General features: G+C 68.4%; 13 protein-coding genes and 1 pseudogene. 5 read left to right on the top strand and 9 right to left on the bottom strand.

Annotated features, from left to right (window positions below; genetic code table 11):
- On the top strand, positions 1–744 hold the full coding sequence (locus KIK05_RS41630) for a TetR/AcrR family transcriptional regulator (protein ID WP_250564318.1): 744 nt from the start codon (positions 1–3) through the stop codon (positions 742–744).
- A gap of 273 nt (positions 745–1,017) precedes the next feature.
- Here the strand turns inward: KIK05_RS41630 and KIK05_RS41635 are convergent, their stop codons facing one another.
- Positions 1,018–1,890, bottom strand: a complete 873-nt coding sequence (locus KIK05_RS41635) for an alpha/beta fold hydrolase (RefSeq protein ID WP_308250348.1) — start codon at positions 1,888–1,890, stop codon at positions 1,018–1,020.
- Positions 1,891–2,384: 494 nt separating this feature from the next.
- Positions 2,385–3,347, bottom strand: coding sequence for a VOC family protein (locus tag KIK05_RS41640; RefSeq protein WP_214416426.1), 963 nt, complete (start codon positions 3,345–3,347; stop codon positions 2,385–2,387).
- Positions 3,348–3,436: 89 nt separating this feature from the next.
- Here KIK05_RS41640 and KIK05_RS41645 point away from each other — a divergent pair, with 89 nt between their 5' ends.
- Together KIK05_RS41645 and KIK05_RS41650 are read left to right on the top strand one after the other, a co-directional pair.
- Positions 3,437–4,015: a TetR family transcriptional regulator gene (locus KIK05_RS41645; protein ID WP_214416427.1), complete on the top strand. Its 579-nt coding sequence runs from the start codon at positions 3,437–3,439 to the stop codon at positions 4,013–4,015.
- 648 nt (positions 4,016–4,663) lie between these two features.
- Positions 4,664–5,170: a MerR family transcriptional regulator gene (locus KIK05_RS41650; RefSeq protein WP_214416428.1), complete on the top strand. Its 507-nt coding sequence runs from the start codon at positions 4,664–4,666 to the stop codon at positions 5,168–5,170.
- Here KIK05_RS41650 and KIK05_RS41655 read toward each other — a convergent pair.
- Positions 5,104–6,483 carry an MFS transporter gene (locus tag KIK05_RS41655; protein ID WP_214416429.1) on the bottom strand — a complete coding sequence of 460 codons (1,380 nt, stop codon included), beginning with the start codon at positions 6,481–6,483 and terminating at the stop codon, positions 5,104–5,106. The genes KIK05_RS41650 and KIK05_RS41655 overlap by 67 nt on opposite strands.
- Positions 6,484–6,869: 386 nt before the next feature.
- On the opposite strand from KIK05_RS41655, the gene KIK05_RS41660 reads away from it, so the two are divergent.
- Positions 6,870–7,817, top strand: coding sequence for a helix-turn-helix domain-containing protein (locus KIK05_RS41660; protein ID WP_214416430.1), 948 nt, complete (start codon positions 6,870–6,872; stop codon positions 7,815–7,817).
- A gap of 116 nt (positions 7,818–7,933) precedes the next feature.
- On the opposite strand, the gene KIK05_RS41665 is transcribed toward KIK05_RS41660, so the two are convergent.
- The 5 genes and pseudogenes from KIK05_RS41665 to KIK05_RS41685 all read right to left on the bottom strand — a co-directional run bounded on the left by KIK05_RS41665 (position 7,934) and on the right by KIK05_RS41685 (position 11,471).
- A complete protein-coding gene (locus KIK05_RS41665; RefSeq protein WP_214416431.1) occupies positions 7,934–8,596 on the bottom strand; it encodes a hypothetical protein in 663 nt (220 codons plus the stop codon).
- A 64-nt stretch (positions 8,597–8,660) separates the two neighbouring features.
- Positions 8,661–8,828, bottom strand: a pseudogene (locus tag KIK05_RS49630) (Tn3 family transposase); the annotation flags it as partial.
- Positions 8,829–9,384: 556 nt separating this feature from the next.
- Complete coding sequence (locus tag KIK05_RS41675; RefSeq protein WP_214416433.1) at positions 9,385–9,831, bottom strand: nitroreductase family deazaflavin-dependent oxidoreductase; 447 nt, start codon at positions 9,829–9,831, stop codon at positions 9,385–9,387.
- Positions 9,828–10,844: an alpha/beta hydrolase gene (locus KIK05_RS41680; RefSeq protein ID WP_250564319.1), complete on the bottom strand. Its 1,017-nt coding sequence runs from the start codon at positions 10,842–10,844 to the stop codon at positions 9,828–9,830. The genes KIK05_RS41675 and KIK05_RS41680 overlap by 4 nt, the downstream gene beginning before the upstream one ends.
- Before the next feature lie 96 nt (positions 10,845–10,940).
- Positions 10,941–11,471 carry a PadR family transcriptional regulator gene (locus tag KIK05_RS41685; RefSeq protein WP_214416434.1) on the bottom strand — a complete coding sequence of 177 codons (531 nt, stop codon included), beginning with the start codon at positions 11,469–11,471 and terminating at the stop codon, positions 10,941–10,943.
- Between the two features lie 577 nt (positions 11,472–12,048).
- Here KIK05_RS41685 and KIK05_RS41690 point away from each other — a divergent pair.
- Positions 12,049–12,267 (top strand): recombinase family protein, encoded by a 219-nt coding sequence (locus tag KIK05_RS41690; protein WP_284681583.1) that lies wholly within the window; start codon positions 12,049–12,051, stop codon positions 12,265–12,267.
- 311 nt (positions 12,268–12,578) lie between these two features.
- Here KIK05_RS41690 and KIK05_RS41695 read toward each other — a convergent pair whose 3' ends face one another.
- Positions 12,579–13,826, bottom strand: coding sequence for an MFS transporter (locus KIK05_RS41695; RefSeq protein ID WP_214416436.1), 1,248 nt, complete (start codon positions 13,824–13,826; stop codon positions 12,579–12,581).
- Between the last annotated feature and the right edge of the window lie 60 nt (positions 13,827–13,886).

The following is a 13,886-nucleotide window of genomic DNA, read 5'->3' on the forward strand; positions in this document are numbered from 1 at the left end:
ATGGCCGACGAGGAACCCACCAGCATCTGGATGCAGCCCGAGGCGCACGAGCGCTCCGGCCCGGGACGGCGCCCCGGCTACAGCCGTGAGCAGATCACCCGGACGGCCGTCCAGATCGCCGACGCCGAAGGAGTGGAGGCCGCGACCATGCGGCGGATCGCGGGCGAGCTGGGCACCGGCGCCATGTCGCTCTACCGCTACGTACCCCGGCGCGACGACCTGTTCGACCTCATGATCGACCTGGCGATGAACGAGATCGAGCTCCCCGACGGCCCCTCTGGCGACTGGCGCGGCGACCTGACGCTGCTGGCCCGGCAGACCCGCGCCGCCGGCCTGCGCCACCCCTGGCTGATCGCGCTGCTCACCAGCCGGCCCACGCTGGGCCCCAACCTGCTGCGCGTGCACGAGTTCGCACTCAGCGCCTTCAACGGGACCGGGCTCGACATCGACGACATCACCGGCTTCGTCGGCATGCTGAACGACTACGTACACAGCGCGATCCGCCGCGAGATCGGCTGGCTGGAGGAGGCCCGCCGCACCGGCCTGGACCCCGAGCGCTGGAAGCGGGACTACATGGGACCGTATGTCCGCCAGGTCGTCGAATCCGGCGCCTTCCCCCTGTTCAACCGATCCGTTCTCGACTCCCGCACCGCCCACCTCGCCCCCGAGGAACGCTTCCGGCATGGACTCGATCGCATCCTCGACGCCATCGCAGCGCTCATCCCATCGCTCTGTCCTCGTTGAGCAGGACGTCAGCAATGCTCCTGCGAAGGAGCAGCTCGATCGCCGGGCTCAATCGGCCGCCGACAAGAACGAGGCTCGGGGCCGCCGTGCTGGCGGACGGAGGAAGCTGCGGACCGCTGGCAGACGCTGCGCAGCGATCTCGGCAGCGAGAGCCGGATCGGCCAGATCTGCCACGGCGGCTTCCTCGGTTTCCGGCTGGTCGATGGCAAGAAATTGCAGGATCGTCCCGCTGTGCCGGAAGTTCCGGGTCCCGCCGCGGGCGCATCGTCTCGTTCAGTGCGCCTGGGTGGTGTGGCTCGCGGCGAAGGCCAGAAGAAGCGCGGCGGTCCGCGGCGGATCCTCCATGATGGGCGTGTGCCCGACACCGGGCAGCAGCTCGACTTGCGCGCCCGGAACGGCGCGGTATTCGGCGGCGGAGGAGGATCGCCATCTCCGGTCGTCCTCGCCGAAGATCACTAGCAGCGGTTTGCCGAGGGGAATCAGCCGATCGGGGAGCGCGCGCTGGTTCACATAGTCGTCGCCGGTCTGCGATGTCGCGACGAAGGCGTGGTAGGTCATGCCCCGCGCGTCGTCCACGACCGTCTGCGGAATCGTGTAGCCGCGGCGGCTGAACGCATCGCTCGCGGCATTGCGGATCAGGCTGTCGGTCCGAAGCCGCCACAGCAGCTGCCCGATGACGGGGTCATCCAAGAGCCCGCCGACGAAGCCGCTTGAGACGGAGGCGTTCAGGCGGGGCGCGGTGTCGATGATCGCGAGTGCGGTCACCAGGTCGGGGCGTTGCTCGGTGAGAGCGGTGGCGACCGCGCCACCGGTGGAATGACCGACCACGACGGCGTGCTTGACGCCGAGCCGGTCCATTGCCTCGGCGACCCGGCGTCCCTGCTCCGGCATCCCGTAGCCGCCGCCGGCCGGTTTGGCCGACCGGCCGTGCCCGAGCAGGTCGATCCGGATGACGCGATGAGACTTGGCCAGCAGCGGAACGATCGCGTCCCACGAGCGGGTCGACGAGGCGAGCCCGTGGATCAGTACGAGTGCCGGGGCATCGGCGGGGCCGTCCTGGCGCACGTAGATGTTCCCGCCGGCGAGGGGCAGGGTGGGATTCCCGCTGGCCTCGGCGCTCTGCCGCGTCACCACCGCCGCGTTCACGAGAAGCAGTCCTACGACGGCGAAGAGGACGGCCGAGGCGATCAGGAGGCGCCGCCGGCGCCGTGCGGCGCTGCTCATATCAGCCTGCCGGTGCGGAAACCGCAGGTCGGCGTCGTCGAAACACCGGGGTCATCGAGCTCCAGGGAAATAATCATGGGCCTACTGTCGCCGCCGGTGGGCGCCGGCATCTTGTACAAATGTTCCGCTCAGTAGGCTCGCCTCGACGGATCATTCCGAATACGGTCAGGGGTCATAAGAGGTGACCGGCTGGCCGGTGCGGAAGTTGTGCCAGATCACCGGCGGTGGTGGGGCTGCTGGTTGTCCTGTCTTGTTGGACTTGAGGTACGGGTAGGCCCTGACGCGCGGTGGCCGATACCCGGACGCCGGGCGGACCCGCCCCGAAGGAACTCGGCACCGGGGTGGCTTTCATCCCTGACTCTACGCAACAGCCTCCCTGAAGGATCGTCATGAGGCCCCATCGTGCGGAGGTTGCCTCAGTCGTCCTGGCGAAAGATGATCGCGGTGCCCAGGGCGGCGTTGGCGGGCACGAACATCTCTCCGGTACCGGTGTGGGTGACCGGGATGTCGTTGTCGCGCAGGAGCTGCTCGGTGGCGGCGATGTCGCGTACGGATACTGTGTAGGCGACGAACGCAGGCAGGGCCACCGGGCGTTCACCTGGCAGCAGGCTGGCGAGCGCCGATGCTGCCACGATGGTGATGTTCGCCCGGTCGAAACGCGTCACCTGGCCATCCCGTGCCTGGCCGAAGTAGGTGCCGTAGCGGTGCTCAAGCTCGGGCAATGCCGAGTCGGCGACGCACAGCACACATTCGACCAGCCCGGTGGCGCCGTTGGGATGGTCGGTGTGCTGCTCGTCCGCCAGCGCCTCGACCGGAGTGTTCTCGGCGAATCCGATCCTGCCTTCCGGCACCCGCCCGGCAGGCAGATGGGGGTGGGAGATCTCCAGGTAGCGGGCGGGCTCCATCTTGGTCCCGGTGCTGGTCTCGACGGGTCGCTGGATGGCGTGCACGCCACCGTGGCTGACGTCAGCGGCGGTCAGCCGCGCGGCGACGCTGTCGATGTCCGGCGTATCGGCGATCATGATGTGAAGGCCCTGGAAGCGCTGGAGCAAGGACGTGATGTTGGCGGCGGTGGCGCGGATGGCCGCCATCAGCCCCGGCAGCTTGTCGTCAGGCACCTGCAACGGGATGGGGCGCGCTTCGCCGGGCATGCGGCCGGTGTCGTCGATGACGGCTACCAGTTCGATGAAGTTGCGGGGGAAGTACACATGGGTGTTGGCCACCCCGAACGGTTCGGCGGGGCCTCCCACGACGCGCGGGAGGACGGGATAGGCAGGTGCCGGCACGGTGAAGCCGAGCCGGCGGTACCGCTCCATCGCCTGGTTCATGTCCTGCACGACGTGCCCGACGTGATGCAGGCCGTTGATGTCGTCGCCCATAGCGGGTCACCTCCGTATCCGGGAAAAATTCGATAGCGTACTAGCTTTTGAGAGTACACTATCAAATGCGTGAACGATAAGATTGGTGCATGAGTGACAGCGGGCTACGCGAACGAAAGAAAGCCAAGACCCGGGAGGCGATCCTGCGCGAAGCGTTCAGGCTCTTCCGTGAGCGCGGCTACAACGCCACCACCGTCGAGCAGATCGCCGCGGCCGCCGAGATCTCCCCCGCGACCTTCTTCCGCTACTTTCCGACGAAGGAGCACCTGGTCACGCTCGATCGCTTTCCGCCTCTCGTCGAGGCCCTGGCCGCTCAGCCGCCGGGCCCACCGGTCGCCGTGCTGCGCGGCGCATTCCGCACGGCGTTCGCCGCCCTGTCCGCCGAACAGATCGCCGCGGGACACGCACGAGAGGTGTTCGCGGCCACCGTGCCCGAACTGCTGGTGGCAAACCTGCGCAAGAGTCCGGGCGTGATCCGCGAGGTCGGCGAAATCGTGGCGGACAAGGCCGGATGTGCCGCGGACGACCCGCGGATACGCAACGCCATCGGTGCTGTCATCGGGGTCGTCGCCATGGTCTGGCTCCAATGGGCACAAGATCTCGATATGGACGGCCCCGCCGAGATCGACACGGCGCTGGCGCACCTGGAGTCCGGCCTGGGTCTGTAGACCGACCACTCTGGTCCGCGCCACCCGAGGCAGTCGGCTTGTCTGAGGCTATTTCTCACTCCGCTGGAGGCAGGTCTCGCTCAGGCCCTCGCGTATCTACCTCTGCTGGGACGGCGGACGATCACCTACCTCTGCAGGATCATCCGGAGATCGTTACCTCATATTCGCAATCACGTGCCCATCGCACGGACCCGAGTGGAGGGCCGAGTACCGCGACCTTCTGCACAACTGACGGACACCGCCGCGATCAACGCAGCGGGCGGCGCCCACCGCTCGCCGACCATGTCGAGTGCATGGGCTGTGGCACACGCGTCGCCGTAGCTCCGCACATCGCGCGGGCGGAGCTTCCACGAACTGGGGACCGCACGAACATGGCTCGGACGACCGAACCGCACCGACCGTATCAGGTGATCGACGATGATCGCCTGATATGGCAGGGGGACGCGGTTGGCCGAGGTGGGGAGCGGCAGCTTCGACTTCACCGGAGTGGGATCTTGATGGCCCTGTATAAGGATGCCCTGACCGCAGCATGTCCCGTGGCCCCGGTGCCCGGGCTCTTGGACGCCCTCTTCCAACTGATTGATGAGTTGTTCACGTTGACGACGGTCACGGTGTCACCTCAAGCGGACTTGGAGTCAAATGGGTTCCATGGGTGACGGGCTTTTTGGGATCGGCGAGGTGGCGACGCGGTTCGCAATGGCGACCTCGACCTTGCGCTATTGGGACGAGTGCGGACTGTTGCTGGCGGCGGAACGCCGGTCGGGGCGGCGCTACTACCGCGCCGAGGACCTGCATCGCATCGCTTTGATCCGGACGTGGCAGCAGACCGGGCTGATGAGCCTGGAAGAGATCGGCGCGGTGCTCGCCGGCAGTGCCGACGGACAGGACTGGCGGACCGTCGTCGAGGGGCGAGTACGGGCCATCGACGCCCAGGTCGAACGGCTGGTCACCGCGCGCGCTCACCTGGAGCACCTGCTGGAGTGCCCCAACCACGATCCGGCAGGCGGCTGCCCCTACCTGCGGCAGGCCACCCGCCGGTGGACCGAGGAGGGCGTGGCCGCCGTCCCGGCGGCCAAGGACGAGCCCGGTCAGTCGGCCACCGGTTCTGAGGCCGTCACCGGCGTGGCGGGCGGCCGCTCGGGCGCCCGCCGCTGAGCGGCCAGCAACGCGGCGGCGGCGAGTGTCACCGCCCCGGCCACCAGCAGGCTGGACCGCATTCCGTGCACCGGATCGCCGTTCCCGGCGACGATCGAGCCGAGAACGGCGATGCCCAGCGCCGTACCGACCTGTCGGGCGGTGTTCACGGTGGCGGCGGCGACGCCCGACCGTTCTCGCGGCACGATCTCCAGCACCGCGGCCGCCGCCGGAGTGATGGCCAGCCCCTGCCCGATCCCCGCGACCACGAACAGCGCGGCAATGACCGGGTAGGAGATTCTGGTGTCGAAGACGGCCATCGCGGCCAGCGACGCGCCCGTCACCATGTAGCCGGCGAGCATCGGCCGCCGCGGCCCATACGCGGCGTTCAGGCGCCCGGCAACCAGCGAGGCCGGCAGAATGGCGAGTGTCATCGGCAGCAGCATCAACCCGGTCTTCATCGCCGAGTACCCGCGCAGTTGCTGCATGTACACCGCCGACAGCAGGAAGAATGCGCCGTTGGCAGCGAACCCCAGCGCGACCGAGGCCAGGTTGGTGACGGTGAAGCGGGCGTCGCCGAACAGGCCCATCGGCAGCAGCGGCCGGACGGCCCGGCGCTCGACAGCCAGCAGCAGCACGGCCGCCAGCGCGGCCGCGGCCAGCGCACCGACCGTGATCGGTGATCCCCAGCCATGCGCCCGAGCCTCGATCACCCCGTACGACAATGCGCCCAGCACGCCGATCACCAGGAGTTGCCCAGCGGGGTCCAGCGCCGCGTGCTCGGGGTCGGCGCTCTCGGGGATCGCGCGCAGGCCGATCGCGATGGCGGCCACCCCCACCGGCACGTTGACCAGGAAGATGCTCGGCCAGCCGAGGGTGTCCACCAGCAGTCCGCCCAGCAGCGGCCCGGCAATGACAGCCAGGGCCCCGGCCATGCCCCAGTAGCCCATGACCCGGGCTCGGGCACGCGGATCGGGCACCGCCTGCCCGATCAATGACAGGGCGCCGGGAACGATCAGCGCCGCCGCGGCGCCCTGCAGGCACCTGCCGATGACCAGAACCGCAAGGGACGGCGCCACCGCGCACAGCACCGAGGCCGCGACGAACATCGCGAGCCCGCCGAGGAACACGCGCTTGCGCCCGTACCGGTCGCCTAGCGATCCGCCCGACAGCATCAACGCCGCCAGCGCCAACGTGAACCCGTCCACTATCCACTGCAGCCCGGCCAGATCGGTGTTCAGATCGGCCTGAACGCTCGGCGCCGCCACATTGACGATCGTCAGGTCCAGCAACGCCATGAATGTCCCGGCAAAAGCCGAGACCAGCAGCCACACGGCGCCGCCACGCCTACTCCTCATCTCCACCCGTGATCCCCTTCGGTCGGCTCGCTATCACGACGAGCCCGACCGTAGAAGTTCAAGCCGACTTGAACACAAGGCCTCGCACCGCCGAGTGACCAGGGACACATCCACCCGCTCAATGAGCGAGCGAAGCGAAGTAGATGGACCGCCGTTGCCTGGTTGAGTCTCAAGTGAGGTGAGGCCTCATAGTCGTTCACATCTGTTCCCAGCCTCGGGGAGTTGCCAATGGCTGCTGCGCGTGCCCGTTGTTGGCCGTCAGCTCAGGTCGTGTTCTTTGGCGGCGTCGGCGTCTTCCTTGACCGCCTGGTCCGGGGGCCGGCCGGTCCTGCGGTGCCTGTCGATGAGTGGGGCTGGGCCGCGTGAACGACGACGGCCTTTACACGATCGGCGAGGTGGCCCGGCTCACCGGGCTGCCGGTGCCGACGATTCGCTTCTACTCCGATGAGGGATTGGTGCCGCCGGTGGGCCGGTCACCTGGTGGATACCGGCTCTATGATGACGCGGCGCTGTGCCGGCTGGAACTCGTCCGGACGCTCCGTGATCTCGGTGTCGATCTTGCGACGGTCGCGCGGGTGCTCGCGGATGCGCAGAGCCTGGCTGATGTTGCCGATCGGCAGGTCATGGCTCTGGAGACCCAGATTCAGACTCTGCGGATACGGCAGGCTGTGCTGCGCTATGTCGCCACTCATGGTGCGGACGCGGCCGGGATCGCGCGCGTCAACCGGCTCGCCCGGCTGACCGCTGAGCAGCGCCGTCAGATGGTGGCCGACCTCATGGGGGAGGCGACTCGCGGGCTTGGCATGGAGCCCGGCTTCGCCGCGTACCTGCGATCGATGCTGCCAGATCTGCCGGATGACCCCACGGCCGAGCAGATCGAGGCATGGCTGGAGCTGGCTCACCTCGTCAGTGACCCGTCCTTCCGGGAAAGCGTTCGTCGGGCGTTTGAGCGACATGCCGCCGACCGTTCCTCCGGTGCCGAACAAGGCGACCCGGAGAGTTGGCGACAGGTCGAGCGGGCCGTCGTGGACCTGGCCGGCGGGGCCATGGCCGGCGGTATGTCTCCGACTTCTGTGCCGGCCCAGGCCATCGTGGAGGAACTGGTCGCCGCATTCGCCGCCGCACACGGGCGCGAGGATGACGCCGAGTTCCGGATCTGGCTTGTCGAACGCGTCCGTATCGGGGCCGACCCTCAGGTCTCGCGGTATTGGCGTCTGCTGGCCTTGATCAACGACTGGCCCCCCAAGTTCGATCCGGTGCCGGCGGCCCGCTGGTTCCTCACCGCGCTCCAGGCGGCCGCCGGCATCTGAACCGATCGCTAGGTTCTTTCACCCGGCCGGCCGGCGTCTCGGCGCCGCTGGCGCGAGAACCCCGCCCTTGCCTGTTGTGGAAGGGCGGGGTGACTCGGCGAGTCGGGGCCATCCTTCTATGGGGTGGGGTGGTGGCGAAGGGCCTGAATGAACCAGCCGAACACCGGTGCGAGGCTCGGTGGTGCCGGCCAGCCGTTGATCGTGGACAGCAGACGAAAGTACTGCCCGGCGCGCGGGTCGTTCGCGACCTCCAGCCGGGTCAGCAGCTTCCGACGGTACTCGGCGCTGTCGGGGTGACCGAACGTCGCCGTATAGCCGGCGATCAGGTGCGTCAGGACCGGCCGTGCCGCTGGTGAGCCTGGTTCGATGCCGTCGGCCTGGGCTTTTTGGACCCGCTCGCGGACCAGATCGGTCACCTGATGGTGGAGCCCGGTCTGGTCTCCGGCTGCCCTTTCGGCCGCCTGATGTTCGGCCATGCGGCGGACACTGGCCTTGAAGTCGGGGTCCTGGATCAAGGCGGACAGTTTCGCCCAGGCCTCCAGCTGCGCGGGAGTCGGATCGGCGGGCATTTCAGGGACGGCCGACCGCATCATGGCGACGAAGTCGGGGTTGGTGTCCAGATCGCCGAAGATCTCGTCGACGAAGCCGTTGATGAGGCGCTTGCAGTCCTCAGCGGACGGTGTCGCTTGTCGGGACATGAGGATTCCATCTTCCAAGAGGGCCGGATTCGATCGTGGTCGTGAGACGGAATACGCTCTGAGCGAGTGCTCGCCGTTCACAGCACCGATCCTGGGGCCTCTGGTCACTTGAGACTCAAGCCCGAGAAAGCGACGTGCCTGCGGATAGCGCGCCCAGTTGGTCCTCCATGCCTTCGTAGTAGCGCTGGAACAGCTGGCTCTTGCGGCCATGGAAGACCTTCTCGGCCAGGGAATGGCGGCCTTCTTGCAGGTTGCGGATGCCCTTGATGCCCCGGCGCAGGCCCTCATCGTCGATCAGGGCCAGCACGTGCAGGCGAGCCGAACGAAGTCCGCCGATCAAGCCCCGGTTCACCAAGGATTGTGAGCCGACGTCCGGCGACGCTCGATACGCCGGGCTCCGGGGGTGACTCGACACCTGGCGCCGGAAGCTGCACAAGCTCCGATTGCCCGACGCCGTGGCGCTGCTGATCGCCGCCAGGGAGGCCACTTGCCCGGGCGTAGGGAGGATTCTGCTGCTGGCGCCACCGGTGTTGCCGTCGAGTTCGGCGCGCAGCGTCTTCAGCTCGGCCCTGTCCTCTTCGGCCTGGGCCTCGGCGCGGGCCGAGGCCTCCTCAGCGTGGGTGGTGACCGTGGCGATCCGGTCCTGGTAGGCGGCGGTGATCGCGGCCACCTGCTGCAGCGCCTCCAGCTCGCCGGCCATCCGGTCGCGGGCGGCCTCGGCGGCGGTGGCGCGCTGTTCGGCCTTGCCGTGCTCGCGCTCGTGGTCGACATCCGAGACATGGATGGCGATCTCCGGGCCGGCCAAGGCCACGGCCGGCCTCGTGCGTGCGGTCGACGAGCTGTGGGTGGAGCGTGGCTGCAGATCATCGTCAGCCGGGGTCCGGCATCGCCGCCCGCTCGATGATCACGATCGGGATCTGTCTTGACGTCTCTCGCTGGTAGCCGATGTAGCGCGGCCATATCGCGGTCATCGTCTCCCACAGTCGGAGTCGCTCGTCCTCGGTCGCCGGACGGGCCACCGCGTCGAACACCTCGGCCTCGACCTGCACCTTGACCTGCGGTTGAGCGAGCAGATTGTGGAACCAGAGCGGATGGTCGGCGGCGCCGCCGTTGGAGGCGACCACGAGGTAGCGGTCGCCGTCGCGGCCGTAGATGAGGGCGGTGCGCCGGGGAAGTCCTGAGCGGCGGCCGATCGTGGTGATCAGCAGCGTGGGGGCGCCGTGGAAGAGGTGGCCGCGAGTGCCGCCGGACTCGGCGTAGCTCTTGACGTGCCTGGCCACCCACCTGGTCGGGCTGTCGATCGGCTCCTGGCTCATCGGGCCGCTCCGCCCACGCGGCGGTCGGCCCACTCGCGTGCCTGGGCGAACCAGTGGGGCGCGGTGCGGTGGCCGTTGAGGACGTGCCCGGTGCCGGGGACCACGACGGTCTCCAGCTCGGCACGGGGACTGTAGAAGGGGGCCTCCTGGGCGTGCAGCGCGGCGGAGGAGGAGCGGGCTCCGGCCAGCAGCTTGTCGTGCTCGCCGTTGACGATCAGTACGGGGGCCTGGATCTGCTTGTTGATCGAGGGCGGGGTGTAGGAGTCGCCGGGAGGGAAGACGTCCGTCGTCTTGGTGGCCTCGTCGGCGGCGATGACCTTGGGGTCGGCGTTGGGGCGGTGGTAGAACCAGGTGGCCCGCAGGCCGGGCCGGGTGGTGAGGTAGCCGTCGTCGAGCCCGCGCCCGGCGAAGCGGGGGTCGTCGGCGGCGCGATGGATTCCCGCGCCCATCTGCTCGAAAGCGGCCTCGTTCGGCACGCTCGACTCGCCGGTCAGGATGACGCCGTCCACCTCCGCCGGATGTGTGGCGGCCACGGTACGGGCTAGGGTCGAGCCCAGCGAGTGGCCGACCAGGACGACCTTAGAGAACCGGCCGCCGCCCAGACGACCCTCGCGCAACTGGCGGATGAGCTGGCGGATGACGATCTGGTGGGTGTCCTGCTTGAAGCGGGCGCTCGGCGGGTAGGAGCTCGCCCCGGTGCCGAGACGGTCGATGGCCAGCGTGGCGTACCCGGCGGCGGTCATCGTCTCCACATAGGAGGGGCGCTGCCGGTCGCCGCGCATCCGCCAGTAGGCCTGGCCGTAGAAGCCGCCGGGAATGAGCAGCTGAACGGTGGCGGCACGGCCGCGCGGCAGGCACAGAGTGCCGGCGACGTGCTGGTCGGCGGGGCCGCTGGAGGTCATCGCCACCTTGGCGCTGACGGTCCGGCAGGCGGGGGCGGCCTGCGCCGCCACCGGGATCGAGGTCGCGGGGATCGAGACGAGTGCCAGAAGTACCGCTGTCGTGATGCGCATGAGACTCCCTTCGATGTACCCAAATTTGGGTAACCAAATTTGGGTATCGAACTATGGCTCATCCATCCTCGTACCGTCAAACCGGTCTCCGGCCGGTCAGGCCGGCTCCTCGCCGCGCTCCAACCGCCCGATCAGGTCACGGACCCACGCCGCTTCACCCGCCGCCTGGGCCGCGCGCAGGGCGAACAACTCTGTCACGTGCCTTGGGCGCCTTCCCTCCTGGGCCGTGGCCACGATCTGCGCCCGCTCGTCCTCCAGGGTGCGCACCCGCTCCTTGAGCAAGGAGATCACCTCCTCCTCGGGCAGCGCGGGTAGCAGCACCAGGGCCGCGTTGAGCAGTTCCGGACGCCGATCGGGCACCCTGAGGGCGCTTCTGAGCAGTCCGAGGAACTCCGCCTCGCCCTTCTCGTTGATGGCGTAGTCGACGCGGCCCGGCCATTCGTGCACCTCGCTGGTGTCCAGAAGACCTTCCTTGGCCAGCTGACGCAGCGCGTGGTAGATCGAGCCCGACCTGAGCCCCGCCCATTGCCCGGCCTCCCACGACTCCAGTTCGGAGCCCACCAGGTAGCCGTGTGCCTGACCGTGCAACCGCACCACGCCAAGGACCAGCAGTCGCGTCGCCGACATCGTCTCCCTCACTCGCCGGGCCGGCACCCGCCAGACCCCTGCCGAACAGGCTAGCCGTCGTGCCCCTCGCGGAGACCGGCTTGACGGTAGGAGGGGGATGAGCCATAGTTCGGTAACCAAATTTGGTTACCGAAAGAGACTTATGCGCATCACGACAGCGTGCACCCCTAGGAGTTGTTCTTGGATCAGGTTCGGAGCCAGATGACCAGAGCAGCCAGGGTGACGGTGCCGAGGAAGATGTAAGGCCGTGGGGTTCGGGGATGGTGTGGCGGATCTTGCGGCGGCGTAGGTAGGCGCGGTCGGCGCGAGAGGAATCTCAATGACCGTGTCAAGCGGCAAGCGCTGTGACCTGGGACGGCGGAATCGTGGAAAGACCCGGTTGTCGCCCGGCAGCCCTCGGCTAACTATTTGATCTTCCGCTCGTCCTGCTTGCCTGGCCTGCTCTACCTTCGGCGTCTATGCCGGTTGAGTTCTTGAGTGATGGTGAGGCGGCCGCGTACGGCCGCTTCTCAGGCGCTCATTCGCAGGCGGAGCTGGAGCGGTTCTTCTACCGGGACGACGTGGATCGGGCATCGACCTGGCCAGCGACGACCCCGGCACCAAAATGATGGTCTCCGTCTTGGCCGCCGTACTGGAATTCCAGCGCGACATGATCAGCGAGAACACCCGCGAGGGCGTCGCCGCCGCCGAGGCCGCAGGCAAGACCCTCGACCGCCCCGCCGCCCTCGACCAGGACAAGGCAGCCACCATCGTCGAGGCGTCGGGCACCGCGCGCTCGCACCGGGCCCGGACGTGATTCTCGATCTGCCCGGGCTGCTCGCCGACCACCTGCGCGCCACCGGTGACGAAGCCGTCCGCCAGGTCCTCACCTCCGGGCAGACCATCCGCCGCGGCCACGGCTTTTCGGTTCGCATCTCCACCGCGTGGCGCTGGAGCAGAGCGCTGCCCTCGCCGATGCCGGCCCGGCCGAGCGCAAGGCGCACCGCGTGTACGCCGCCCGCGTCACAGCCGCCCGGACCAGCCAACCGTGATCAGCTTCACCGATGACCCCGCCCTGCTCCACCGATCCCTCAGGTGGCAGGGCGAGTCCACGAGCGAACATGAGGGTCAGGCGCCGGGGTTGTCGGTGATGTCCTGTGGCGCCTGCTCGTAGTGCGGTCGTGGCGCCCGGCGGCTTGCCGGGGTCTGTCTTGTACCGGCTGGGGGGTGGACGGGTTTGTAGTTGAGGGTTTGTGCGCTCAAGACACAGGTGGCGAGGATGGCGAGGATGGCGCCGGTCCACATGGCGGCGGTGGTGGTGTCTCCGGCGGCGCTGATGGCGGCGCCGCCGATGGCGCTGCCGGCGACGACGCCCAGGGTGATGACGGACGTGTGCACGGTGTTGACCAGCCCGCCGGCTCCGGCGACTTCGACGACGCGGGCAACGAGTGCGGGGTTCATCGTGACGCCGACGAGGCCGACCACAAGCACGCCGGGCAGGGCGGCCCAGGGCAGGTGGGCGAAGAGGGCGAGGACCACCAGCGAGCCGGCCAGGGCCAGGTGGCCGATGCGTAGCAGGGTTATCGCGTGGCGGTCTGCGTAGCGGCCCACCACGTTGTTGCCCAGGACGGTGCACAGGCCGTAGCCGAAGAGGATCAGGGTCGTGGTGTTGGGAGAGAAGCCCGCGTCATGTTCCAGCAGGGGAGTGAAGTAGGAGAATGCGCCGTAGGTTGCTCCGATGGTGAGCAGGCTGACCAGGTAGCGGCTCCACAGCCGCGGCGAGCGGAACTGCCGCAGGTCCTCGGCGGAGGTCTGCGCGGAGACGGCGGGCAGTGCGGGCAGGGTGCGCAGGTCGAGCAGGGCGATGATCAGGCCGGCGCCGCCGAGGGCGAAGAAGCTCGCCTGCCAATTCCAGGTGGTGGCGATGGCATGGCTGATGGGCAGGCCCAGGACGGCGCCGAACATGAGGCCATTCAGCACGATGGAGATCGACGACGCGATGCGGTCGGGGCTGGAGGCGAGCCGGGCCGCCATGGTCAGGGTGAGACCGAACACGGCACCGCCGAGACTCCCGGTCAGCAGGCGCAGCGCGGCGATCCACCAGTAGTCGTGCACCAGGGGCACGCAGGCTTCGAGCACCGCGTAAGCGGCGACGACGCCCAGAAGCGCGCCCTTGGGCGGGACCAGGCGCAGGGCCATGACGATGAGCGGGCCGCCGATGGCCATGCCGAAGGAGTAGATCGAGATCAGCGTGCCGATCGTGGTTGTCGAGGCGCTGAGACTCCGGGCCATTTCGGGCAGCATGCCCATCGTCTGTAGTTCGCTCATGGCGACGACGAGGAGGGTGAGCATCAGCCAGTAGAGAGGCCGTTTCATGAGTAACGCCTTTCTGTATTCTCAAATCCAAAACTTGGGCAGCTTGAGCGAGCGGGGGCT

The organism is Sphaerisporangium fuscum (assembly GCF_018531465.1).
Taxonomy (GTDB): Bacteria; Actinomycetota; Actinomycetes; order Streptosporangiales; family Streptosporangiaceae; genus Sphaerisporangium; species Sphaerisporangium fuscum.